The sequence below is a fragment of the Cupriavidus sp. H19C3 genome (assembly GCF_049393815.1).
In the GTDB taxonomy this organism is placed as follows: Bacteria; Pseudomonadota; Gammaproteobacteria; order Burkholderiales; family Burkholderiaceae; genus Cupriavidus.
Genome location: NZ_CP184985.1, coordinates 886879 through 909481, shown reverse-complemented (window position 1 = coordinate 909481; position 22603 = coordinate 886879). Strand labels below are relative to the sequence as shown.

Annotated in this window: 18 protein-coding genes; 10 read left to right on the top strand and 8 right to left on the bottom strand. The window is 67.1% G+C overall.

The genetic code is table 11. The features are described from left to right. Nucleotides 1-112 precede the first annotated feature (112 nt). Together DFLDMN_RS04095 and DFLDMN_RS04090 are read left to right on the top strand one after the other, a co-directional pair. Nucleotides 113-916, top strand: coding sequence for a TatD family hydrolase (locus DFLDMN_RS04095; protein ID WP_423197227.1), 804 nt, complete (start codon nt 113-115; stop codon nt 914-916). Next, entirely contained in the window at nt 909-1619 is a 711-nt protein-coding gene (locus DFLDMN_RS04090; RefSeq protein WP_423197226.1) for an ankyrin repeat domain-containing protein, read from the top strand. The genes DFLDMN_RS04095 and DFLDMN_RS04090 overlap by 8 nt, the downstream gene beginning before the upstream one ends. 15 nt (nt 1620-1634) lie before the next feature. Here DFLDMN_RS04090 and egtB read toward each other — a convergent pair whose 3' ends face one another. After that, entirely contained in the window at nt 1635-2924 is a 1290-nt protein-coding gene (egtB, locus tag DFLDMN_RS04085; protein WP_423197225.1) for an ergothioneine biosynthesis protein EgtB, read from the bottom strand. A 363-nt stretch (nt 2925-3287) separates the two neighbouring features. Further along, complete coding sequence (locus DFLDMN_RS04080; RefSeq protein WP_423197224.1) at nt 3288-3908, bottom strand: FMN-dependent NADH-azoreductase; 621 nt, start codon at nt 3906-3908, stop codon at nt 3288-3290. A gap of 124 nt (nt 3909-4032) precedes the next feature. Between DFLDMN_RS04080 and DFLDMN_RS04075 the strand changes: the two genes are divergently transcribed. The 3 genes from DFLDMN_RS04075 (at nt 4033) to DFLDMN_RS04065 (ending at nt 6340) form a co-directional block, all read left to right on the top strand. Then, nucleotides 4033-5022: a LysR substrate-binding domain-containing protein gene (locus DFLDMN_RS04075; RefSeq protein ID WP_423197223.1), complete on the top strand. Its 990-nt coding sequence runs from the start codon at nt 4033-4035 to the stop codon at nt 5020-5022. 155 nt (nt 5023-5177) lie between these two features. Then, complete coding sequence (locus tag DFLDMN_RS04070; protein ID WP_423197222.1) at nt 5178-5591, top strand: DoxX family protein; 414 nt, start codon at nt 5178-5180, stop codon at nt 5589-5591. 128 nt (nt 5592-5719) lie between these two features. Further along, nucleotides 5720-6340: a DUF4136 domain-containing protein gene (locus DFLDMN_RS04065; protein ID WP_423197221.1), complete on the top strand. Its 621-nt coding sequence runs from the start codon at nt 5720-5722 to the stop codon at nt 6338-6340. A gap of 32 nt (nt 6341-6372) precedes the next feature. On the opposite strand, the gene DFLDMN_RS04060 is transcribed toward DFLDMN_RS04065, so the two are convergent. Then, nucleotides 6373-7689: an EAL domain-containing response regulator gene (locus DFLDMN_RS04060; protein WP_423197220.1), complete on the bottom strand. Its 1317-nt coding sequence runs from the start codon at nt 7687-7689 to the stop codon at nt 6373-6375. 334 nt (nt 7690-8023) lie between these two features. On the opposite strand from DFLDMN_RS04060, the gene DFLDMN_RS04055 reads away from it, so the two are divergent. Further along, nucleotides 8024-11371: a DNA translocase FtsK gene (locus DFLDMN_RS04055; protein ID WP_423197219.1), complete on the top strand. Its 3348-nt coding sequence runs from the start codon at nt 8024-8026 to the stop codon at nt 11369-11371. Nucleotides 11372-11408: 37 nt separating this feature from the next. Then, nucleotides 11409-12884 carry a glycine betaine ABC transporter substrate-binding protein gene (locus DFLDMN_RS04050; protein ID WP_423198305.1) on the top strand — a complete coding sequence of 492 codons (1476 nt, stop codon included), beginning with the start codon at nt 11409-11411 and terminating at the stop codon, nt 12882-12884. Nucleotides 12885-13105: 221 nt separating this feature from the next. Here the strand turns inward: DFLDMN_RS04050 and DFLDMN_RS04045 are convergent, their stop codons facing one another. Next, complete coding sequence (locus DFLDMN_RS04045) at nt 13106-14521, bottom strand: PLP-dependent aminotransferase family protein (RefSeq protein WP_423197218.1); 1416 nt, start codon at nt 14519-14521, stop codon at nt 13106-13108. A 280-nt stretch (nt 14522-14801) separates the two neighbouring features. Between DFLDMN_RS04045 and DFLDMN_RS04040 the strand changes: the two genes are divergently transcribed. Further along, nucleotides 14802-16184 carry a cytochrome c gene (locus DFLDMN_RS04040; RefSeq protein ID WP_423197217.1) on the top strand — a complete coding sequence of 461 codons (1383 nt, stop codon included), beginning with the start codon at nt 14802-14804 and terminating at the stop codon, nt 16182-16184. Nucleotides 16185-16233: 49 nt separating this feature from the next. Further along, on the top strand, nt 16234-18159 hold the full coding sequence (locus DFLDMN_RS04035) for an NAD(P)-binding protein (RefSeq protein WP_423197216.1): 1926 nt from the start codon (nt 16234-16236) through the stop codon (nt 18157-18159). A 30-nt stretch (nt 18160-18189) separates the two neighbouring features. Here DFLDMN_RS04035 and DFLDMN_RS04030 read toward each other — a convergent pair whose 3' ends face one another. The 3 genes from DFLDMN_RS04030 to DFLDMN_RS04020 all read right to left on the bottom strand — a co-directional run bounded on the left by DFLDMN_RS04030 (nt 18190) and on the right by DFLDMN_RS04020 (nt 20951). Then, nucleotides 18190-18798 (bottom strand): DUF1120 domain-containing protein, encoded by a 609-nt coding sequence (locus DFLDMN_RS04030; RefSeq protein WP_423197215.1) that lies wholly within the window; start codon nt 18796-18798, stop codon nt 18190-18192. Between the two features lie 483 nt (nt 18799-19281). Beyond that, nucleotides 19282-19722 (bottom strand): MarR family winged helix-turn-helix transcriptional regulator, encoded by a 441-nt coding sequence (locus DFLDMN_RS04025; RefSeq protein ID WP_423198304.1) that lies wholly within the window; start codon nt 19720-19722, stop codon nt 19282-19284. A 320-nt stretch (nt 19723-20042) separates the two neighbouring features. After that, nucleotides 20043-20951, bottom strand: coding sequence for a LysR family transcriptional regulator (locus tag DFLDMN_RS04020; RefSeq protein WP_423197214.1), 909 nt, complete (start codon nt 20949-20951; stop codon nt 20043-20045). A 117-nt stretch (nt 20952-21068) separates the two neighbouring features. Here DFLDMN_RS04020 and DFLDMN_RS04015 point away from each other — a divergent pair, with 117 nt between their 5' ends. Further along, complete coding sequence (locus DFLDMN_RS04015; protein WP_423197213.1) at nt 21069-21935, top strand: NmrA family NAD(P)-binding protein; 867 nt, start codon at nt 21069-21071, stop codon at nt 21933-21935. A gap of 118 nt (nt 21936-22053) precedes the next feature. Here DFLDMN_RS04015 and DFLDMN_RS04010 read toward each other — a convergent pair whose 3' ends face one another. Further along, complete coding sequence (locus DFLDMN_RS04010) at nt 22054-22590, bottom strand: carboxymuconolactone decarboxylase family protein (protein WP_423197212.1); 537 nt, start codon at nt 22588-22590, stop codon at nt 22054-22056. Nucleotides 22591-22603 lie beyond the last annotated feature (13 nt).

Here is a 22603-nt window from a genome sequence, read left to right as displayed (position 1 = left end):
CGACCTTGGGTCGCGGACCCTGTAAGATCCATGGGGTGGTCCGCCCGGCAATGCGCCGGGTCGGGCTCGTCCATGCGCCCCCAGGGGCTGCCGCGCCAGTCATTGAATTGCCATGTTTGTTGATTCCCACTGTCATCTCGATTTTCCTGAACTGGCGGAACGCCTGCCGCAGCTGCTCGACCATATGCGGACCAACCAGGTCACGCATGCGCTCTGTATTTCGGTCACGCTGGAAGACTTTCCGCGCGTGCGCGCCCTGGCCGAGCAGCATCCCAACCTGTATGCCTCGGTCGGCGTACATCCCGATTACGAACCTGGCGCACACAGCGAGGAACCGTCCGTCGAGCGGCTGGTGGCGCTATCCGCGCATCCGCGCGTGGTCGGCACCGGCGAGACCGGGCTCGATTACTACCGCCTGAACGGGCGCAGCGTGGCCGATATGGAATGGCAGCGCGAGCGCTTCCGCACCCATATTCGCGCCGCGCGCCAGACCGGCAAACCGCTGATCATCCATACGCGTTCGTCGGCGGACGACACCTTGCGCCTGATGCGCGAGGAGAACGCGGGCGAGGTGGGCGGTGTCATGCACTGCTTTACGGAAACCTGGGACATCGCGCGCCAGGCGCTCGACCAGGGCTTCCATATCTCGTTCTCGGGCATCGTCACCTTCAAGAGCGCCGCCGACTTGCAGGAGACCGCGCGCAAGGTGCCGCTGGACCGCATGCTGATCGAGACCGATTCGCCGTATCTGGCGCCCGTGCCCTATCGCGGCAAGACCAATGAACCCGCGTGGGTGCGGCATGTCGGCGAGTTCATCGCCAACCTGCGCGGCCTGCCGGTGGCTCAGGTGGCGGAACAGACCACGGACAATTTTTTCAATCTGTTCAAGCACATAGACAGGAATGCTAATGTTTGATGTGAACCGGATTCGCCGTGCGGCGGTGGTCGCCACCACGGCCGCCTGGCTTGGCGCCGCCAGCCTTGCCTGGGCCGCGCCCGTGGACGATATGCGCAAGGCGGTGGAGTTTGACGACGCCAGGACGATCCAGAAGCTGCTCGCGCGCGGCGTCGACCCCAATCTCGTCGACGACAAGGGCAACCCGATGCTGGTGGTCGCCTTGCGCGAAAAATCGAAGAAGGCGGCGGCCGCTCTGATCAAGGCGAAGAACATCGACTTCGACAAGACCAACCCCGCGGGCGAGAACGCGCTGATGATGGCCAGCCTGCAGGGCGACCTCGATTCGATCAAGCTGATGGTCGACGGCCAGGAGGCGGAGATCAACAAGACGGGCTGGGCGCCGCTGCACTACGCGGCGACCAACGGGCACAACGACGTGGTGAAGTACCTCGTCGACCATGCCGCCTATATCGACGCGGAAAGCCCCAACGGCACCACGCCGCTGATGATGGCGGCGCGCGGCGGGCATATCGAGACGGTCAAGCTGCTGCTGGACGAGGGCGCGGACATGCGCCTGAAGAACCAGCAGGGCATGAACGTCATCGACTTCGCGCTGCTGTACAACCAGCAGGAAATCGCCGACGGCCTGCGCGCACGCTGGGTCAAGCTCTACGGCAAGGAACCGCCGCCGCAGGTCAAGCCGGCGGCGCCGAAGTCGTGATGGCCACAGGCCGGCTCACCGGTCGTCGGCCAGCCGTACGCCGGTGAACTGCCAGCGTTGGTGAGGATAGAAGAAGTTGCGGTAGGTGGCGCGGATATGGGATTCGGGCGTGACGCAGGAACCGCCGCGCAACACCATCTGACTGCTCATGAACTTGCCGTTGTATTCGCCCACCGCGCCCGCGCTGGGGCGAAATCCCGGGTAGGGCAGGAATGCGCTGCCGGTCCATTCCCACACGTCGCCGAACATCTGGCGCAGGGTGCCGGCGGTGTTCTGCCGGTCCGGCAACGGACGTAGCGCGCGTCCTTCGACAAAGTTGCCGGTGGGCGGCAGGTTGCGGGCCGCGTGTTCCCATTCGGCCTCGGTGGGCAGGCGGCGCTCGGCCCAGCGAGCGAAGGCGTCCGCCTCGAAGAAGCTGATATGGGTGACGGGGCTGTCCGGATCGACCGGGTGCATGCCGCGCAGGCTCATCTGCCACCAGGTGCCGTCGCGCTCTTCCCAATATTCGGGGGCCTGGATGCGATGGTCGCACACCCACCGCCAGCCGTCCGACAGCCATAGTCCCGCGGTCTGGTAGCCGCCGTCCTCGATGAATTCGAACCATTGCCGGTTGCTGACCGGGTGCGAGCTCATCTGATACGGCTGCAGCAGCACGTTATGGCGCGGACCCTCGCAGTCGAAGGCAAAGTCGTCGCCGCCATGGCCGATCGCGACCACGCCGCCCGAAAATGCAATCCACTCGGGCGCCGGCCGTGGATCCGCCACGACCGCGGCGGGCAGTTCGGGAGCGAATGCCGGCCGCAGCGGATTCTGTGCGAACAGATGCAGGATGTCGGTCAGCAGCAGTTCCTGATGCTGCTGTTCGTGATGGAGGCCGAGCGTGATCAGCGCGGCTTCCTCGTCGGTCTGGGCGTCGGCCAGCAGGCTCAGCATGGCCTCGTCCACTGCCTCCCGGTAGGCCAGCACCTCGTCGAGCGATGGGCGGGTCAGCAGGCCACGGCGCGGACGCGGGTGCCGCGCGCCGACGGCTTCGTAGTACGAATTGAACAGGTAGCGATAGCTGGGGTCGACCGGCTCGTAGTCCGGCACGCGCGCCGCCAGCACGAATTCCTCGAAAAACCAGGTGGTATGGGCCAGATGCCACTTGGCCGGGCTGGCGTCGTCCATCGACTGCACGGTCGCGTCGGCATCCGACAGGTCCGCCACCATCGCCTCGGTGGCGGCGCGGATATGGCGGTACTGGGAAGACAGCGCGGGTTCGTGCGGGGGGTGGCTGGCCGCGGCGGGCAGCAGGGCTGAGGTCATGCGGGCTCCCGGAGTGTCGGTCTGCGTTCCGACCATCATAGACCCGAACACGGGTGGCAGCGAGGCGGGGAGGGCTGGTGCGGGTGTCGGACGATGCTGACGTGGGGGATGACACCGATGCCGGGAGACGGACGGAGGCGCCCGCCTCGCGTCCTCCCGGAAGCCGGCGGGGCATGACGGCGCCGTCGGATGCGGGTGGCCGGCCTCGCACGGGCGCCCTGCGTCCGGCGGGCGGAGGCAGGGCGCCCGGCAAGCTCCCCGGGCCGCGGCGCCGGGGTGCGTGCCTAAGGCGCGAGCATAAGGTGCGTCGCCGAGGTGCGTCGCTGAGGTACGTCGCTGAGGTACGTCCCTCGGCGCCGTCCCTCAGGCGGCGGCGCGGCCGCTGTCGTTGAGGGCGGCGATCGCGGTGCGAGCGGCGCTCAGGCCGGCTTCGCGGCTGTCGTTGCCCATGGCAAGGCCGTGCGCGCGGACGATCGTGACTTCAGGCACGCCGAGGAAGCGCAGCACCGTGTCGAGCGTGATTTCATGCAGGTCGAGCGCATTCGGATCCTGGCGCACGCCGCCGCGCGACGACACCACGATCGCGCGCCTGGCCTTGGCCAGACCGACCGGGCCGTTCTCGGTGTAGCGGAAGGTGCGGCCGGCCTGGGCCACGCGGTCGATCCAGGCCTTGAGCTGGCTGGGGATGCCGAAGTTGTATTGCGGCGCGCCAATCACGAGGATGTCGGCGGCCAGGAATTCGGCCAGGAACGCTTCGGTGCGTTCCAGTTCGGCCTGCTGCAGGGCGTTCAGGCCTTCCTTGGGGCCGCCCAGCACGGGCAGCAGGTCATGCGTCAGGTGGGCCGGCACGTCCTGATCCAGGTCGCGCACCACTACCTTGGCGCCCGGGTTCTGCGCGACCAGGTCGGCCACCACGCTGGCCGTCAGGCCACGCGAAACGGAGTTGTCGCCAAGGACGCTGGAATCGATCTGCAGGATGTTCATTTCGTCACTCCACACAATGTTTGGTTTGGATGAACGAAAGATAGCGGCTGGGCATTGGTAGCGGTAGTGAGGCAAAATAGAAATTATCGTTCCATCAGTGCAACAACCAATTCCGCCCATCGCCATGCAAGACCTCAATGACCTGTCCCTGTTCGCCCGGGTGGTACAGCACGGCAGTTTTTCCGCCGCCAGTCGCGCCACGGGCGTGCCCAAGTCCCGGCTGAGCCGGCGTATCGCCCAGCTGGAGAAGGATCTGGGCGTGCAGTTGCTGCGCCGGACCACGCGGCAAGTGCGTGTGACGGAGCTCGGCGAGGCGTTTTATGCGCGCTGCAAGGCCATGCTGGCGGAAGCGGAGGCGGCGCGCGAGATCGTCGACCTGGCGCGCGAGAAGCCATGCGGGCGGTTGCATGTCACTTGCCCGGTGGCGATTGTGCAGATTCTGCTGGCACCGGCGATCGGCGGCTTCATGCGGGCGAATCCAGGCATCCGGCTCGAGATCGAAGCGACCAACCGGCGCGTGGACGTGATTGGCGAGAACGTCGATCTCGCGCTGCGTGTGCGCGATGTGCTCGACGATTCGAGCCTCGCCGTACGTACCTTCGGACGCAGCCAGCTGATGCTGGTGGCGGCGCCCGCGCTGCTCGACAGCATCGGCCGTCCGCGCACGCCGCAGGCGCTGGAGGGCGTGCCGGGCGTGGGGCAGAAGCCGCACGACGGCAAGCATGTGTGGACGCTGTTCTGCAAGACCGGCCAGTCGGTGCACGTGGGATACGAACCCCAACTGGTCAGCGACGAATTTGCGTTGCTGCGCGAGGCTTGCCTGGCCGGGCGCGGCGTCGCGATGCTGCCGCGCATGTATTGCCGCGAGGAGATTGCGCGCGGAGATCTCGAAGTGCTGCTGCCGGAATGGGACCTGCCGATGGGCGTGCTGCACGCGGTGTTCCCGTCGCGCAAGGGTGTTACGCCGGCGCTGCGGCTGTTCCTGGACTTCCTCGGCGATCTGCTGCCCGAGCACGCGGAGCGATTCGGGATGTTCGAGTTGCCATCGCCCGGGGCCGCGCATCGCGCGCCGGGCGCCGGGGAGGAAGGCTGGAATGCGCCGCCGACAGCATAGAAAGCCGCCTTTCGCATCGCACGATTTCCGGCGCTTGAGCCTTTACCTTCACGCCGCCGCGCACTAAGGTACTTGAGCGAGCCGGCGCGTGTCGGCAATGGCGCACCGGCAATGTTCCCTCACTCTTTTTCCTCACTCGGCAAGGAGCGATGACGATGAGTCGCATGCAAGGATCACAAGACCTCGGCAAGGCCATTCTTCGAATCGTGCTCGGCATCCTGATCCTGCTGCACGGACTTGCCAAGCTCATGGCCGGGCCCGCTTTCGTCATCAAGGTTGTCACCGCGGCCGGCCTGCCGGAGCCGGTGGCGTACCTGGTGTATGTCGGTGAGATCCTGGCGCCGTTGCTGCTGATCGTGGGGCTGTGGACGCGGCTCGCAGGGCTGATCGTCGCGATCAACATGATTTTTGCGCTGAGCCTCGTGCACGCCGGCCAGCTCGGCATGATGTCCGACTCGGGCGGCTGGGCGCTCGAATTGCAGGGCATGTACCTGGCCGCGGCGCTCGCGGTTGCGTTGCTCGGCGCGGGCCGCTTCAGCGTGGGCGGTCTCGATGGCAGATGGAACTAGGAAACGATCGGACGGCGGCCGGGGTCACGGGGCCGAGGGCCGCGCCGCCAGGGCCACCCCGTAACGCACCCGCAGCACCCGCAGCACCCGCAGCACCAGCACGACCGCCAATTTTTCGAGGAGCCGCCATGTCCGCGCTGCAGTCCGTCCCCGGCCAGTCCCGTCTGCCCTGGTCCCGTCGCCCCGGTGGCGCCGCCATCGCGACCCTTGCCGCCCTGGCGCTGGCGGGGTGTGCCACCGGCCCCGATATCCGCAGCGATTTCAATCCGGCCACGAACTTCTCGGCGTACCGGACCTTTGGTTTCGTGGCGCGGCCTGGCACCGATCACCAGGGTTACGAGAGCCTCACCACGCAATATCTGAAGACAGCGGTGCAGCGCGAAATGACCGCGCGCGGCTACCGGTATGCGCCGCAGTCGCCCGACCTGCTGGTCAACTTCAATGCACGGCTGCACCAGCGCATCGTCAGCGACCCCGCGCCGCTCCCGCCGCCCGGCTACGTGGGGTATTACGCCTACCGTGGCGGACTGTATGCGCCTTGGCCCGGCTATGGCTTCTATTCCGACACCTATACCTACACCGAAGGGACGCTCAATATCGATCTGGTGGACGCGAGGAGGAACCAGCTGGTGTGGGAAGGCATTGCGCGTGGCGCGGCGGACGAGGCGGATCCACGGAACAATCAGGCGGCGATCGACAAGGTGGTGGCGCAGATCTTTGCCAAATATCCGTTCCGCGCGGGGCAATAGCACCGGTGTGGGCAGGCGCGCGTAGGCAGGATCTAGTGCGTTGCCGGTGGAGCGTCTCCCGGTTCGGACGGTGAGGTGCGCGCGGAGCCCGGTGTGGGCGCCGGCGTTGCGGCCGCTGCCGTCCATGGCGTTGCCGCCAGGGCGCGCGCGACAAACGCATTCAGCGCCAGGGGGCGCGACCACAGGTAGCCCTGTCCGAGCCGGCAGCCGAGCTTCTGCAGCGCGGCGCGCTGCGCTTCCGTTTCGATACCCTCGGCCACGCACTCCAGCCCCAGCTCCAGCGCGAGCCGGATCATGGTGCGGCAGATCACGGTGCGCTGGTTCTCGGTGTCGACGCTGGACACGAACGAGCGGTCCAGCTTGATCTGCGTGAAAGGCAGGTCGGCCAGCAGCTTGAGCGTGGCAATGCCCACGCCGAAATCGTCGATCGCCACGCCGTAGCCGAGCACGCGCAGCCGATTGAGCGCGACCGACAGCGCCATCGGGTCGGCCACGGGAAAGCCCTCGGTAAGTTCGATCGTCAGCAGCCGGCGCGGCAGGCGCGCGCTCGCGACCATGCCCTCGAACCGTTCCAGCACACCGGGCTGGCACAGCGTCTGCGCGGACGCATTGACGCCCAGCGGAATCTCGATGCCTGCCGCGAGCAGGCGCTGCTGCAAGGCCAGGCATCGGTCGGTGGCAAGGAACAGGATCGCGTCGGCCGCATGCAGCGCTTCGAGCCGCGCGATAAACAGGTCGGGGCGAATCGGTCCCAGCACGGGGTGGTGCCAGCGGCAAAGCGCCTCGGCCCCGGTCAGGCGGCCCGTGACGAGATCGAACTGCGGTTGCCATTCGATATGGAAGTCGCCGCCCGGCAGCGGGCCGTGACCCATGGCGGCGAGCAAGTCGTCGTCAGGGGGCATGACATCGTCGCGTGCTGGCGTGGGCGTGCTGGCACGGCGTGCACGGGCGTCGTCGATGACCGGCGCCAGGGACGCTGCGCGCAGCGGCTTGTGCAAGGCGTACACGCGCGGAAAACCGAGCGTGACCATGAGATCGCGATGGGAATCGAGGATGTCGTCGGCGAGCGCGGTCAACCAGACCCATACCGGCGGCGGCCCGGCCAGCGCGGCCGGGCCGCGGCGGCTGAGCTCCGAAATCAGCTCGGGGCCGTTGGCCACCGGCATTTCGATGTCGCACAGTACGATGTCGAAGGTCGTGGACGCAAGCCGCGCGGCGGCTTCCAGACCGTTGCCCGCGAACTCGAGCCGTGCGATGCCGCACGCGCGCAGCAGGTCGGCGGCGGCGGTACGCTGGAACGGATCGTCCTCGACCACGAGAATGCGCAGGTCGTTGGCGGGCGGTGACATGGCGGCTTGGTGCGGGTGTGTCTGGCAGGTGATCCGCTGATACTACTCCCATGCGCGTGCCGGCGGAGCACGCGGGAGGGGACACCGACGGGCAGGGTGCTGTCACGCGCCATGGCGGACGATGGCCGAATGGTGGCGGGATGGTGGCGGGATGGGGGCGGGATGGGGTCGGCACCCCCGTTGCCAGCGCTGATCGCGACCGTGTTGCGCCGTGACAGCAGATTTCGTTGCAAATTTCACTGCAAAATAAGTGACACGATGCGGATCGAGGCGGACCGATCGCCGCCTTACCCGCTACAATCGCTGCCCGTAGTTTTCACCTTGAATGTCGAACATGGGCTTGGGCTGGTTCGGATTGTCGACCCTGTGGATCGTGCCGCTTGCATGGCGGCTGGCGCTTCGCGTCCTCACGCGCGAACGCCGCCTGCTGGGGCGCGGCACGTTGCGCGTATGGCTCGGTACCCTGATCGTGATGTGCACCAGCGCCGCGCTGGAAGCGCTCACCGGAACGGAAGGGGAGGGAGCACTCGCCGGAGGTGCCGCCGGCCATGCGCTGGCAGGCATGACCACCGGCGTGGTGGGCTGGACCGCCGCGTTGCTACTGATGCTGGGGATCTTTGCGCTGTCGGTGCCGATGGTGTTTGGCGAGACCTGGCGCAGTCTCTTGTTACTGCGCAAGCCGGGCGCGGCGGACGATGGCAATGGCGACAACATGGTGTCGTCCGGGGTGTCCCATTCGAGGGGGTCCCAGTTCGGGATATCTCATCCGGGCGCGTCCCAATCCGCGGCGTCTCCTGCCGCCGTGTCTCCTTCGGCGGTGTCGATTTCCATGGCTTCGTCGTCAACCGCCTCGAATGCGTCGATCGGTGCTACGGCTGCCTCCGCCTCCTTGAGCAGTGGCACTCCGCGGCACAAGGGTATCGAGGCGATCTCCGCGCGCAAGCAGGCGCCATGGCAGCCGCCGCCGCGCACGCGCGCGTCGCCGCCGCAACCGGGCGAGATCTGGAGCCGGCCGGTGGCGGAAGCCGCGCAGGCAGCGACGGCCACGGCGATGGAGGCCGCGACTGTCGCGGCCGCGCCATCGCTCGCCAGGGCCGGCAGGGTTGCCGGTACCGGCGGTGTCGCTACCTCCGCGTCCGCGGCAAAGGCCGCCACGCCTGTATCCGCTGGAAAGGCAAGCGGAGCTTCCTTGGCCTCGGCGGCCTCGACCGCCTCGGCTCGCGGCGGGCAAGGTGCCGGGCCCGCGCGCGGCACGATCATCAGCAGTCCGTTCCGCAACCCGCAACTGGCGCTGCAGGGTCAGGCTGACAGGCGCCCCGGCATTACCACGCTGCCCGCAGCGCAGGCGGCGATGGCGGGCGCGGGAACGGCGCTGACAGCGCAGACCCCGTTGGAGCCGGAAGCCGTCGGTGGCGCCGCGCCCGTGTCAGGTCACACTGGCGTGGCAGCTGTCGATGCCGCAGAGGTCGCGGAGCCGGTAGAGGCTGTCGCAGCGGCACACCTGGCCGAGGCTGCGGAGGTGGCAGAGGCGGCGGCGGTTGTAGCGGCAGCAGAGGCAGCAGAGGCAGCAGAGGCGGCAGAGGCGGCAGAGGCAGCAGAGGCGGCAGAGGCGGCAGAGGCGGCAGAGGCGGCAGAGGCGGCAGAGGCGGCGGACGCCGCGTTGGCTGCCATTCGCCAGGAGGCGCTCGACCTCTTGGCAGAGCTGCGCGAACTGGCGCATCGCCATGGCGATGCGCCGCGCGCGGATGCGGCGGGCATGCCGGCAGTTGGGATCCTGACGTCGGATCCGAGCGCTGCCGCCATCTCAGGCTCCGCGCCGGCCGCCACGGATGCGCATGGCGCGACGCCTGCCGCCACCGTGGCGGCGTCGCACGCACCGTCGGCGCCGACCGCCGGGTCCGCTGCGTCTGCGCCTGCGGAGGTCGCACCTCGGCTGCCGACCCCCGCGGAAGCGGTCGCGCGGGCAGTGGAGGAAGCGGCCGCGCTGCCCTCGCCATTGCCGGCCCCCAGGGGCGATGTCGCCGACGGCGTGCTCGACGCCAACGTGCTGGTCGAGACCGCAACGCCCAAGCCGCGCATCGTCTTGCCGGCGGTGGTGGGCCGCACGGTGCCGCTTGCTCCGGCTCCGGCTCCGGCTCCGGCTCCGGCTCCGGCCGTGGTGCCCGCCATGCAGCCACCTGCCGCACCGCCGCGCGTGTTGGACTACCGCCTGCCCGACAGCACGCTGCTGGCGCCGACGAACGAGCATGCCGAGCAGGTCTCGGAGGCCCACCTGCAGCAAACCAGTGAGCTGATCGCACAGCGCCTGGCAGAGTTCAAGGTGCCGGTGTCCGTGGTCGGCGCCAGCGCCGGGCCGGTGATCACGCGCTTCGAAGTCGACCCCGCCGTGGGCGTGCGGGGCGCCCAGGTGGTGGGCCTGATGAAGGATCTGGCGCGCGCGCTCGGCGTGACGTCGATCCGCGTGGTGGAAACGATCCCGGGCAAGACCTGCATGGGCCTGGAGCTGCCCAATGCCCGCCGGCAGATGATCCGGCTCTCGGAGATCGTGAGCGGCGCGGCCTTCCAGCAGCACAGCTCGCGCCTCGTGCTCGCGATGGGCAAGGACATTACCGGCAACCCGGTGGTCACCGATCTCGCGCGTGCCCCCCACCTGCTGGTGGCCGGCACGACCGGTTCGGGCAAGTCGGTCGCGGTCAACGCGATGATCCTGTCGATGCTGTACAAGGCCACGCCCGAAGATGTGCGCCTGATCATGATCGACCCGAAAATGCTGGAACTCTCGGTCTACGAGGGCATTCCGCATCTGCTGGCGCCGGTGGTGACCGACATGAAGCAGGCCGCGCATGCGCTCAACTGGTGTGTCGGCGAAATGGAGAAGCGTTACCGGCTGATGTCGGCGCTGGGGGTGCGCAATCTGGCCGGCTTCAACCAGAAGATCCGCGCCGCGCAGGCCGCGGGGCAGAAGGTGCCGAACCCGTTCTCGCTGACGCCGGACGCGCCGGAGCCGCTGTCGACGCTGCCGCTGATCGTGGTCGTGATCGATGAGCTCGCCGACCTCATGATGGTGGCTGGCAAGAAGATCGAGGAGCTGATCGCGCGCCTCGCCCAGAAGGCACGGGCAGCCGGTATCCACCTGATCCTGGCCACGCAGCGTCCGTCGGTGGACGTCATTACCGGCCTGATCAAGGCCAATATTCCGACGCGCGTGGCATTCCAGGTGTCGTCGAAGATCGATTCGCGCACGATTCTCGACCAGATGGGGGCCGAAAGCCTGCTGGGACAGGGCGACATGCTGTTCCTGCCGCCGGGCACGGGCTATCCGCAACGCGTGCATGGCGCGTTCGTGGCGGACGAGGAAGTGCATCGCGTGGTCGAGCACTGGAAGCAGTTTGGCGAGCCCGACTACGATGAGGCGATTCTCGCCGGCGATGCGCCCGACGCGGCTGGCAGCGACCTGTTCGGCGATGGCGGCGGCGATGGCGAAGCGGACCCGCTCTACGACGAAGCCGCGGCCTTTGTCCTCAACACGCGTCGTGCCTCGATCTCGGCCGTGCAGCGGCAATTACGCATCGGCTATAACCGTGCGGCACGATTGCTGGAGCAGATGGAGAACGCCGGCATGGTCTCGCCGATGGGCCGCAATGGCGCACGCGAAGTGCTGGCGCCGGGCGGCGGGGACTAGCGTGGTGCGACGCCTGGCGCTGCTGCTGGTACTGGTCATGATTGGCCTGGGCGTGCGTGGCGCGGGGGCGGACACCCTGCGGATCGGCTCCAAGCGCTTTACGGAGTCGTACATTCTGGGCGAGGTGCTGACGCAGACCGCACGCCTGCATGGCGACGCGCGGCATCTCGCGGGCCTTGGCAATACCGCGATCGTGTTCGAGGCGCTCAAGGCCGGCAGCATCGACCTGTACCCCGACTACACGGGCACGCTCGCGAGCGAGATTCTCAAGCTGCCGACCAATGCGGACCTGGATCAGATCAACGCGGCGCTTGCGCCGATGGGACTCGGCGCCGCCATTCCGCTGGGCTTCGAGGACACTTATGCGATCGCGGTGCCGGCTGCGCGGGCCGGTACGCTCCATACGCTGGCCGATCTCGCGCGCTATCCACAACTGAAGCTCGGGCTGTCCCACGAGTTTCTCGGTCGCGCGGATGGCTGGCCGGGATTGTCCCGGGCCTATGGCCTGCCGCAGCAGCCGATCGGCATCGATCATGGCGTTGCCTACGAGGCGCTGGCACAGGGGCAGGTGGACGCGATCGATATCTATTCCACCGACGCCAAGATCCGCAAATACCATCTGCACGTCCTGGCGGACCCCCGGCATTTCTTTCCGCAGTACCACGCGGTGGTGGTGTACCGGCTCGACGTGCCCGCGCGTTTCCCCCGGATCTGGCCCGCGCTGCAGGCGCTGGCGGGCAAGATCCACGTGGACCAGATGATCGATATGAACGCCGCGGTGGAAATCGACGGCGAATCGTTTGCGGCCGCCGCGCGGGAATTCCTGGCCGGCCGGATCGGCAACCACCTGGAGGTACCGCCGCCGCGCACCGGCGAGATGCGTGGCAACCTGGCGCGCACGCTGTTTAGTGCCGATACATGGCGCCTGACCTTGCGCCATCTGGCGCTGGTGTTCGGCTCGGTGGGCGCGGCCATCCTGGTTGGCGTGCCGCTCGGCATCGTGGCCGCGCGCTATCGCCGGATCGGGCAGGGCGTGCTGGCCGGCGTCAGCGTGCTGCAGACGGTGCCGTCGCTGGCACTGCTGGCCATGCTGATTCCCCTGCTGGGGCGCATCGGCGTGTGGCCCGCGCTGGTGGCGCTGTTCCTGTATGCGTTGCTGCCGATCGTGCGCAATACCTGCACAGGGCTCGAACAGATCTCGCGCGGCATGCGCGACGCCGCGCGTGCGCTCGGGTTTCGGCCGGTGCAGATCATGCGGTATGTGGAACTGCCGCTGGCCATGCCGGTTCTGCTGGCGGGCATCAAGACCGCCGCGATCATCAGTGTGGGCACCGCGACCATCGCCGCGTTCGTGGGCGCGGGCGGTTATGGCGAACGCATCGCCACCGGGCTGGCGCTCAATGACCACGTGCAGTTGCTGGCCGGCGCGATGCCGGCCGCGGCCATGGCGTTGTTGATCGAATGGGGCTTTGGGCTGGTGGAGTATCGCCTGCGGCGCGGGCGCGCACGCTGAGCGCGGCGCCTGCCGTCGCGGGGCGTGGTTGCACGGGCGACTGCACCGCCATGGGCCGACAACGGGTACGGACGTTCGGGACCGACAGCGGGACTAACGGCCGGGCAACGGCGGTACTAAGGGCCGCACCAAGGCGGTAACAAGGGCGGTAACAAGGGCGGTAACAAGGGCGGTAACAAGAGCGGTAACAAGAGCGGCCACTGACGGCGTTGCACTCCCGCTCAGCCGGACATGGTCATGGCAAGTTGCCCGAGCTGCCGGACCGCCGCGGCGGCCGCCTCGTTCCACGCATGGCCATAGTTGAGGCGGATGCAGTTGCGATACTCGCGGCGCGCGGAAAAAATCGGGCCCGGCGCAATGCCGATACCGGCTTCGAGGGCCGCCCGGTGCAAGGCCAGCGCGTCGAAGCTGCCGGCCAACTCCACCCACACGAAATAGCCGCCGTCGGGCCGCGACACGCGTACGCCCTCCGGAAAATGCCGGCCGATCGCTTCCAGCATATGGCCCTGCTGTGCCTCCAGCGCATGCCGCAGCTTGCGCAGATGCTTGTCGTAGCCGCCGTGTTGCAGATATTCCGCGAGTGCCAGTTGCATCGGTACCCCGGCCGAGAGCGTGGTCATCAGCTTGAGGCGCCGGATCGTCTCGCCGTAGCGCCCCGGTGCCACCCAGCCGATGCGAAAACCGGGCGCCAGCGTCTTGGAAAACGAGCTGCAATGCATGACCAGCCCTTCGGTGTCGAAGGCCTTGGCCGGCAACGGGCCGCGCTTGCCGAAATAGAGTTCGCCGTAGACGTCGTCCTCGATCAGCGGTACGCGATGACGCGCGAGCAACGCCACCAGCTCGCGCTTGCGCGGCTCGGGCATGCTGGCACCGGTCGGGTTCTGGAACTGCGTCATAAACCAGCAGGCCTTGATCGGATGCTGGCGCAAGGCCGCCGCCAGCGCGTCCAGGTCGACACCGGTCACCGGGTCGACCGGAATTTCCACGGCCTTCAGGCGCAGCCGTTCCAGCGCCTGCAGGGCGGCGTAAAAACCCGGCGATTCGATCGCCACCACATCGCCTGGCTCGGTCACGGCCATCAGGCACAGGTTGAGGGCCTCCAGCGCGCCATTGGTGACGATGATGTCCTCGGGCCGCTGCGGTGCGCCGGCGCCGAGGTAGCGCAGGCCGATCTGCTGGCGCAGCACCGGATTGCCGGGCGGCAGGTCGTTGACGGAGTGCCATGGGTCGAGCGCACGGCCCGCGCGCGATACCGAGCGGCCAAGGCGGTCCCAGGGAAACAGGTCCGGCGATGGAAAGGCCGAGCCGAACTGGACCAGCGAACGGTCACGCGCGCCGTCCAGTACCGAGAACACCAGCGCCGAGACATCGACCTCGGTCGACGGCTGTTGCGAAGGGCGGGCCCGGGGCGGGGCCAGCGTGCGGCCGGCCGCCCCCGCCACGTAGTAGCCCGAGCGTTCGCGCGCACGCACCAGGCCGCGTTCCTCGAGCCGGTAGTACGCCTGGAACGCGGTGGACGGGCTCACCCCGTACTGGGCTACGGTCTTGCGGATCGATGGCATGCGCGTGCCGGGCGGCAGGCTGCCGTTGCGGATATCCTGGGCCAGCGTTTCGGCGAGGGCTTCGTAGCGTTTCATCGCGGGGAGCGGGAGATGATCTGATATGCAAAATTATGTCGGATCTGATGCTGTTTGGTGCACCCGGGACGCGCGAAACTGTGCAGGCTTTGGCCGGTGGCGCGCCAAAGCTGGCACACTGCGTGGTATCGGCGGCCGCCGTACGCGCGCTTGCCCTATCGATGAGCGCCTTGATGGGGGATGACACGGCTCCCATGGAACCTGATACCAACCCGACCAGGCTGCTGCATCGGTGGCCCACGAGCCATTGCCGACTCCGACAACCCGCGACCTTTCCTCCATGCGCTCCTCCGCAAGATGGCTGATGGCCACGGGCCTGGCCGTGCTGATCACGCTGGCGTTTGCCGCGCTCGTCGACCCGGCCGGCGCGGCCACGCCTGCGTCCGCGCCCACGCCTGGTGCGGGTCCTGGCACCGCGGCCGGTACAGCACCGGCACCGTCCGCCAATGCGGCCCTGGCCGAGCGCGGACGCTATCTCGCCAAGGTGGCCAATTGCGCAGCCTGTCACACCAGTGCCGGTGGCGCGCCGCTGGCCGGCGGGTTGCCGTTGCGCACCGGCGTTGGCACGGTGTACTCGACCAATATCACCCCTGACCCGGATGCCGGTATCGGCCGTTATTCCCTGGAGGACTTCGACCGCGCCGTGCGGCACGGTGTGGCCCGTGGCGGCAAGCGCCTGTATCCGGCCATGCCCTACACGTCGTATGCGCGTATGACGCGCGACGACGTGGCCGCGCTCTACGCGTATCTGCGGACCGAAGTCGCGCCGGTGCGGCAAGTTGCGCCGGCGGCGGAAATGCGCTGGCCGTACAGTCAGCGCTGGCTGCTCGTGGTCTGGAACTGGCTGCACCTCGACGACCGGCCCGTGCGCCAGGATGTCGCCAGGGGCGCGGCATGGAATCGGGGTGCCTATCTGGTCCAGGCGGTCGCCCATTGCGGTGCGTGCCACACGCCGCGCGGCATGCTGTTTGGCGAGAAAGGGCTCGACGAGCGCAGCCGGCACTTCCTGGCGGGCTCGGTGGTGGAGGGATGGTCGGCCACCAACCTCACGGGCGACCAGCTCACCGGACTCGGCGCATGGTCCAGGGGCGAGATCGCCGAATACCTGCGCACGGGCCGCAACGCGCATGCGACGTCGTTCGGGCCGATGTCCACGGTGATCGCCTCGTCGACGCAGTTCATGGCCGATGCCGACCTGGATGCCGTGGCCGCCTACCTCAAGTCGATACCGGGCGCGCGCGGCGAGACCACGCCGTTCCGCTACGACCCCGCGCTTGCCATGCAACTGGAGCAGGGCCGCTTCGACAGTACCGGCGCCCGCCAGTACGCGCAATTCTGCATGCCGTGTCACGGCGCCAACGGCAAGGGTTTTGCGCGGGTATTTCCGCCGCTGGCCGGCAATCCGACCGTGGCCGATCCGGATTCCGCTTCGCTGGTCAACCTGCTGCTCGACGGCGCGGTGACCGCGCGCGTGAGTACCGCGCCGACCGACTATCACATGCCTGGCTATGGCTGGACCATGGACGACCAGGAACTGGCCAACGTGCTGACCTTTATCCGCGGTAGCTGGGGGAACCGCGCCGCGCCCGTGACCGAGGCGTTGGTGGGCGAGCGCCGCAAGGCCATGGGCACACCTGCCGCGACGGCGGCGCACGCGCGCTGAAGGGCCCAGCCCGGCGGACGCGCCATCCATCCGAGAGACAGACGTCGTCATGACCATCACCCGCAGGGACTTTCTCAACGGCACCGCGTTGACCATTGCCGCGGGCATGGCACCGTCGGCCTTGCTGCAGGCCGCGAGCGCGCCTGCTGCGGCCGGGCTGGCGCCGTATCCACCCGCCTTGACCGGGCTGCGTGGCAACCACGCCGGCACGTTTACGCTCGCGCACAGCCTTGCGCGCGAAGGCGCAACGTATCCGACGGTGCTGGCGCAGGAAGCTTACGACCTGGTGGTGGTCGGCGGCGGCCTCAGCGGCCTTGCGGCGGCGTGGTTCTATCGTCGCAAGTTCGGCGCGAACCGTCGCATCCTGATCCTCGATAACCACGACGACTTTGGCGGCCATGCCAAGCGCAACGAGTTCAGCGTGCGCGGGCGGCAGCTCGTGACGTATGGCGGCAGCGCCGAAATGCCGGCAACCGCGCCAGGGAATGCCGCCGTGCAGACGCTGCTGGCGGGGCTCGGGCTCGATGCGGCGCGCGCGCCGGTCATGCCGGAGACGCCTTATGCCGCGTTCGGGATGGGCCGCGCGGTCTATTTCGATGCGGATCATTTTGGCCAGGACCGCATGGTTGCCGGCGATCCGTTTGCCGATCTCATCGATGCGCGCAACGGAAACATCGGCGGTGGCAACCCGGGTGGCAAGAACGGAGGCAACGGCGATGCCCCGAGCCTGCAGCGCTTTCTCGCGGCGGCACCGCTCCCGGCACAGGACCGGGCCGCGCTCGTGCGACTGGCCGCGGGCGACACCGACTACCTGGCCGGCATGGCCGCGGGCGACCGTGCCGCCTATCTGGCCCGCACGCGCTATGCGACGTTCCTGCGCGACCGCGCCGGCCTCGGCCTGGCCGGCTTACGCTTTTTGCGCAGCCGCGGCAACGATGCCTACGCGCTCGATGCCGATGGCATCTCGGTGGCGGAGGCGATGGCGATCGGCCTGCCGGCGGGCGCCAATATGCCGCCGCCCGCGTTGAATCCGCGCCTTGGCAAATCGCCGGCGTCGCGCCTGTGGTTTGCCGATGGCAACGCGTCGCTGGCGCGCCTGCTCGCGCGCGACCTGGTACCGGGCGTGGCGGCGGCAGGGCGAGCCGAAGACATCGGCCGCGCCGCATTCGACTACGGCCGCCTCGACCATGACGGCAATCCCGTCCGTATTCGCCTGGAAGCCACCGCGATTGCAGTCGAACCCGATACGCGCATCACGCGCGTGACATACGGCTGGCGCGGCAACCTGCATCGCGTGGAAGCCCAGCACGTGGTGCTGGCCGGCTACAACATGATGATTCCGTTCATCCTGCCGAGCCTGCCCGCCGCGCAGAAGGAGGCGTTGCGCGCCGAGGTCAAGGCACCGATGCTCTATACCAAGGTCGCGCTCGATCATTGGCGCGCGTTTGCCGCGCTCAAGGCGTGGCGCATCCACGCGCCGGCCATGGCCTATACGGACCTGTGGCTGGAGACCCCGGCCACCGCCGCGCCAGCCACCGGATCCCCCGGCAATGCGTCCGCCGCCACGCCCGACGATCCGGTCGTGCTGCATATGCTCTATGTGCCGACCGTACCGGACAGTGGCATGAGCGCGCGCGAGCGCTTCCGTGCGGGGCGCGCCTTCCTGCTCGGCACGCCGTTCAACGAACTCGAACATGGCATCCGCACGCAGCTCGACCGGATGCTGGGACCCGCCGGTTTTGCCTCGAAGGATGTCATCCGCGCCATCACCGTCAACCGCTGGGCACACGGCTACAGCTATATGCCCAGCACGCTGTCTGCTGACGATGCCACGCTGCAGGCAGCCCTGGCCCAGGCCGGCAAGGGCGTCGGCAATGTGCGTATCGCCAACAGCGACAGCGCGGCGAGTCCCTCTCTGACCGCTGCCGTGGAACAGGGCTGGCGCGCGGTCGAGGGCCTGGTCGAGATATCGTGAATCGTGCCGCGGCAGCGGCACGCGTGTGGTTCAAAAATAGAACAACGAGATCGTGGTCTGCCCGTCGAGCTCGATCGGACCGGTGATCGGCTGCAGCTTGTTCTTGCGTTGCAGCGCGGCCTTGATGGTAAATTTCTGCGTGATCTGCTGGTAGGCGTCCGGCGTCGCGATCACGCCCTTGCCGCTGGTCCATGCATGGGCGATGTTGGGTCGTAGCATGGCGTTGGCACCCGCCGCGTGGTAATGATTCCATTTGCCGGGCATGGTCGACCACGCCGGCACTACCGGGCTGCCATCGGCGGTCGCGGCCAGTTCGGGCACGATCACGTACCCGCCCAGCCGTTTGTCCCGATGCATGCCAAGACCATAGGAGCCGACGTCGCCATAGGGCCCGATCGACGCGGACAGACCCATGATCATCGAGTCCGAGCGGTTGTCGAGAAAATTCACCGCGACACGCGTCGGCGCGTCGCAGGAGATCAGCAGCGTGATGGTCTTGTCCGGCAACGCCTTGAACTTGTTGTCTTCGAGTTCGGGGACGGCGATGGTGCCGTAGTGAATGGCATTCTGGCTGTCGACGCCGACGACGGTCGGCATGCATGCCGCCGGCTGGATGGTGCCGGTGATCCGCAGGGTCACGTTCTCGGCCCGGGTATTGGTTGACAGGCAAAACAGGACGCAGCAGGTGGCAAGGCGGAACGTTGTCATCGTATGAAGCTGGCGAGATGTTGAGGGTTGTTGCGTTGGAAGGTAGGGCTAAGCCAGGGCTTAGCGAAGGCTTAGCGAAGGCTTAGCGAGGGCTTAGCCCTGGCTTAGCCGCGCGGGCGGCGCATCCACCTCTGCCTCGTCCACCGCGCGGGTGCGGCGCTTCCTCCTCTTGCCGCGAGCCCGCATTTGACCACTGCTCAATCATCACAAAAATGGCAACTTTCTGATTTATGAGACGAAGATCACCGATTCGTCACAGTATGCCGGTCCCAGCGCCTCGGACAGGTCCCGGTGCGCGCCATGCCACGGTGCGCCACGGGGGTGTGACGCGGAGAGTCGCATGGCGCGCGGACTGCCGGCACCACAGGGGCCGGCAACTGGCCGGCGACGGGGAGCGCCGCCAGTCGGGCAACCTCAATTTCGGGTAGTGAATTTCTGTAGCAGCCTGCCGAATTCGGCAAATTCGGTTTCGGAAAAACCCTTAAGTCGTTCGTTCAGGACTTCCGGCGCAATATCGGGAATCTGCGCGGCTATGCCGCGTCCCTTGTCGGTCAGATCCAGATTCACCACGCGGCGATCATCGATGCTTCGGCTGCGCGACAACAGTCCTTTCTCCTCCAGTTTGTCGAGCATGCGCGTCATCAGCCCGCTGTCGATACTAAGCAGCTTGCTGATTTCGAATGGCGTGGTCGCCGTTCCCCGCATGAGCGTCATGAGAATGCCCATCTGCTGGCCATTGATGTCGAGCGGCCGCAGTGCCGAATCCATCTCCATCAACAAGCTATTGCGGGCCCGGTTCAGATGAAATCCAATGCTCTGGGTAAGCATGAAATTATCGCGATTGTAGTGCTTCACAGCATCATCCCCTTTTGTCAATTACGGATTTCTCCTGATCTGCTCTGCTATTCTGGTTGGTCTGTCAGAGTGTGATACAAGCATGCCGGAACCGGCCAGAGAGGCTTGCTGGACATGGCGATGTCATCCGCTACGGCATCGCCCTCATATTTTGGCACTGCCTTGCCGAATGTGAATTTAATTTTATTGCTGTTAGATTTAGATGAAATTGAAATTGCCCGTCCTATACCAATTCAGTACAAATCGGGTGGCGCATCGTATCTATTTTGCCCCGTTCGGGTGATATTTTTGGTGCGGACAAACTGGTTTTTAGTGTGCCGCTAATGGCGACAAAGCTCCACCACAAAATCGACAAATGCGCGCACTTTGGCCGGTAAATGCTGGCGCGATGGATAAAGCGCATAAAGCGGATATGTCTCATCCGGCCAATCTGTCAACAATCGGATCAGGTGGCCCTCGGCAATCAGTGTAGTCGCCGCATATTCGAGCGTCTGGATAATCCCGTGTCCCGCCAGGCAGACGCTATGCATGGTGCCCCCTTCATTGACCACCAGCCGTCCTGGCGGATGCACCACCACCCGCTCATCGCCGCGTACGAATTCCCATGAAAACGGACGCCCGGTTTCCGGGTCGCGAAAGTGAATGCAGTTGTGCCGGTCGCTTTCCAGGTCCGCGGGCGTTTGCGGACGCCCGCGCCGCTTGAGATAAGTCGGCGCGGCCAGTGTGACCACGGGCGCATCGAGCAGCTTGCGCGCGACCAGCGTGGCATTGCGCGGGTAGCCGAAGCGCAGGGCCACGTCGAACCCGTCCGCGACCATATCGCCGAGCGTGTCGCGCGTGACCAGGTCCAGCGTGAGATGGGGATGCGCTTCGATAAACGCGCCCAGGCGCGGGCCCAGCACCAGCCGCGAAAAGAACGGATCGATATTGACCCGCAGGCGTCCGCGTACGGCCTTGACGCCCTGCGTTGCCGCCGTGGTGACTTCCTCGAGCTGCGCCAGCAACGGGCTGACGTCGTCATAAAAGCGCCGTCCGTCGTCGGTCAGGGTGACCGAGCGCGTGGTGCGATCGAAAAGGCGGATGCCAAGGCGGGCTTCCAGCCGGGCCACGGCGCGGCTGACGCCGGACTGGGTCATGTCGAGCGTTTCGGAGGCGCGCACGAAACTGCCGTTCTCGACAATGGCCATGACGACACCGATGCCGTCGAGCATGCGCGGATCGAACCCCATGTTTAATGCCTCGTAGTCATGAATCAAGTGACGGGCATGTTATCGCGAAATCCGGCCCGGCGACCCACAATGCCGTCACCGCGGCCATCGTGCCGCCCATGGAAGCAGGAGGACGATATGTTTGCAGTAACTGGATTTACGGGGCAGGTAGGTGGCGTAGTGGGGCGGGTATTGGTCGCGGATGGCTGCCCGGTACGCGCCGTGGTGCGCTCGGAGGAGAAGGCGCAGGCGCTCGCGGAGCGTGGCTACGAAACCGCGCTGGCCGAGATGCATGACGCAGCGGCATTGGAGCGGGCGTTTGCCGGCACCGAGGGCGTCTTCGTGCTGTTGCCGCCGGTCTTCGATCCGTCCGAAGACTTTGCCGAGTCCCGGCGCATGGTGAATGCGCTGCGGACGGCGCTGGTCGCCGCAGCGCCACGCCGGGTGGTGTGCCTGTCCACGATCGGCGCGCAGGCGCGTCAGCCCAACCTGCTGCGCCAGTTGTCTTACCTGGAGGAGCAGTTGGGCCAGTTGCCGATGCCGGTCACCTTCCTGCGCGCCGGATGGTTTATGGAGAACACCATGTGGGATATCGAGCCGGCGCAGGTAACCGGGGTGCTGGAGAGCTATCTGCAGCCGCTCGACAAGCCGGTGCCGATGGTCGCGACCGTCGACGTGGGGCGCACGGCCGCGGCGCTCCTGCAGGAGACATGGCACGGCCATCGCGTGGTGGAACTGGAAGGCCCGGAACGCGTGACGCCGCTCGAGATCGCGGCCACGCTGTCGTCCCTGCTGGGTCGTCCGGTGCAGGCACGCGCCGTGCCGCGCGCCGAATGGGAAGCGCGCTTCCGCGCGCAGGGCATGCGCAATCCCACCCCGCGTGCACAGATGATCGATGGCTTCAACGAAGCGTGGATCCGCTTCGAAGGTCCTGACGATGCCGTGCGCAAGGGCGGGATATCGCTGCGGGCGGTGCTGGCGACGCTGGTGGCCCGCGCCGGCTGAAGTCGCAGGGCAGGGCATGACCGGTGCGCTGCCCGTGCCACCGCTTCCCGTACCGTGCAGCCGGATCCGGGAAGCGGTGGGCGGCTCCAGGCCGGGCTGCCGCGTGGTCCGGCGAGGGTCAGTCGACGGCCGGGAAGTCCAGCGTGGTGTCGTTCACGCGATTCATCATGTTGGTGAACAGGATCGCGCTGATGGCCTGGACCGCCTCCACGATCTGGCGGTCATCGTAGCCGGCGGCCTTGACGCGCTCGACCGTGGCGGCCGGCAGCGTGCCGCGCGTGGTGACCACCTCGACCGCAAAGCGCACCAGCGCATCGATCCTGGCGTCTTCCGGGTAGCTGCCCTGACGCAGCTGGCGCGTCTGTTCCACCGTATAGCCCTTCATCTTGGCGGTCAGCGTATGGGCGGCGAGACAGTAGTCACAGCCGGTCGCCTCGCTGATCGCCAGGTTGATGGCCTCGTACTCGCGCTGCGACAGGGAGGCGTGCTTTTGCAACTGGCCGCTGGCCAGCGTGTGGGCGAGTACCTCCGGTGCATTGGTGCCGATGGTGGCGTAGAGGTTCGGCACCTTGCCAATGGCTTTCTTGATGGCGTCGAACAGTTGAGCGGTCTGGCCGGTGGCTTCGCTGACGGGGCTGGTATGAAGGCGGGTCATGATGATTCTCCTG

Bases quoted from the DNA above. Each gene is read 5' to 3' on its own strand.
- DFLDMN_RS04080 (WP_423197224.1), bottom strand. From the start codon at position 3,908: ATGAACATCCTGCAGATCGATTCCAGCGTCCTTGGCGACAACTCCGTT.
- DFLDMN_RS04020 (WP_423197214.1), bottom strand. From the start codon at position 20,951: ATGGGGTTCGATCCGCGCATGCTCGACGGCATCGGTGTCGTCATGGCC.
- DFLDMN_RS04015 (WP_423197213.1), top strand. From the start codon at position 21,069: ATGTTTGCAGTAACTGGATTTACGGGGCAGGTAGGTGGCGTAGTGGGG.
- DFLDMN_RS04035 (WP_423197216.1), top strand. From the start codon at position 16,234: ATGACCATCACCCGCAGGGACTTTCTCAACGGCACCGCGTTGACCATT.
- DFLDMN_RS04075 (WP_423197223.1), top strand. From the start codon at position 4,033: ATGCAAGACCTCAATGACCTGTCCCTGTTCGCCCGGGTGGTACAGCAC.
- egtB (WP_423197225.1), bottom strand. From the start codon at position 2,924: ATGACCTCAGCCCTGCTGCCCGCCGCGGCCAGCCACCCCCCGCACGAA.
- DFLDMN_RS04045 (WP_423197218.1), bottom strand. From the start codon at position 14,521: ATGAAACGCTACGAAGCCCTCGCCGAAACGCTGGCCCAGGATATCCGC.
- DFLDMN_RS04055 (WP_423197219.1), top strand. From the start codon at position 8,024: ATGGGCTTGGGCTGGTTCGGATTGTCGACCCTGTGGATCGTGCCGCTT.
- DFLDMN_RS04095 (WP_423197227.1), top strand. From the start codon at position 113: ATGTTTGTTGATTCCCACTGTCATCTCGATTTTCCTGAACTGGCGGAA.
- DFLDMN_RS04065 (WP_423197221.1), top strand. From the start codon at position 5,720: ATGTCCGCGCTGCAGTCCGTCCCCGGCCAGTCCCGTCTGCCCTGGTCC.
- DFLDMN_RS04060 (WP_423197220.1), bottom strand. From the start codon at position 7,689: ATGTCACCGCCCGCCAACGACCTGCGCATTCTCGTGGTCGAGGACGAT.
- DFLDMN_RS04010 (WP_423197212.1), bottom strand. From the start codon at position 22,590: ATGACCCGCCTTCATACCAGCCCCGTCAGCGAAGCCACCGGCCAGACC.
- DFLDMN_RS04040 (WP_423197217.1), top strand. From the start codon at position 14,802: ATGCGCTCCTCCGCAAGATGGCTGATGGCCACGGGCCTGGCCGTGCTG.
- DFLDMN_RS04070 (WP_423197222.1), top strand. From the start codon at position 5,178: ATGAGTCGCATGCAAGGATCACAAGACCTCGGCAAGGCCATTCTTCGA.
- DFLDMN_RS04090 (WP_423197226.1), top strand. From the start codon at position 909: ATGTTTGATGTGAACCGGATTCGCCGTGCGGCGGTGGTCGCCACCACG.
- DFLDMN_RS04050 (WP_423198305.1), top strand. From the start codon at position 11,409: ATGATTGGCCTGGGCGTGCGTGGCGCGGGGGCGGACACCCTGCGGATC.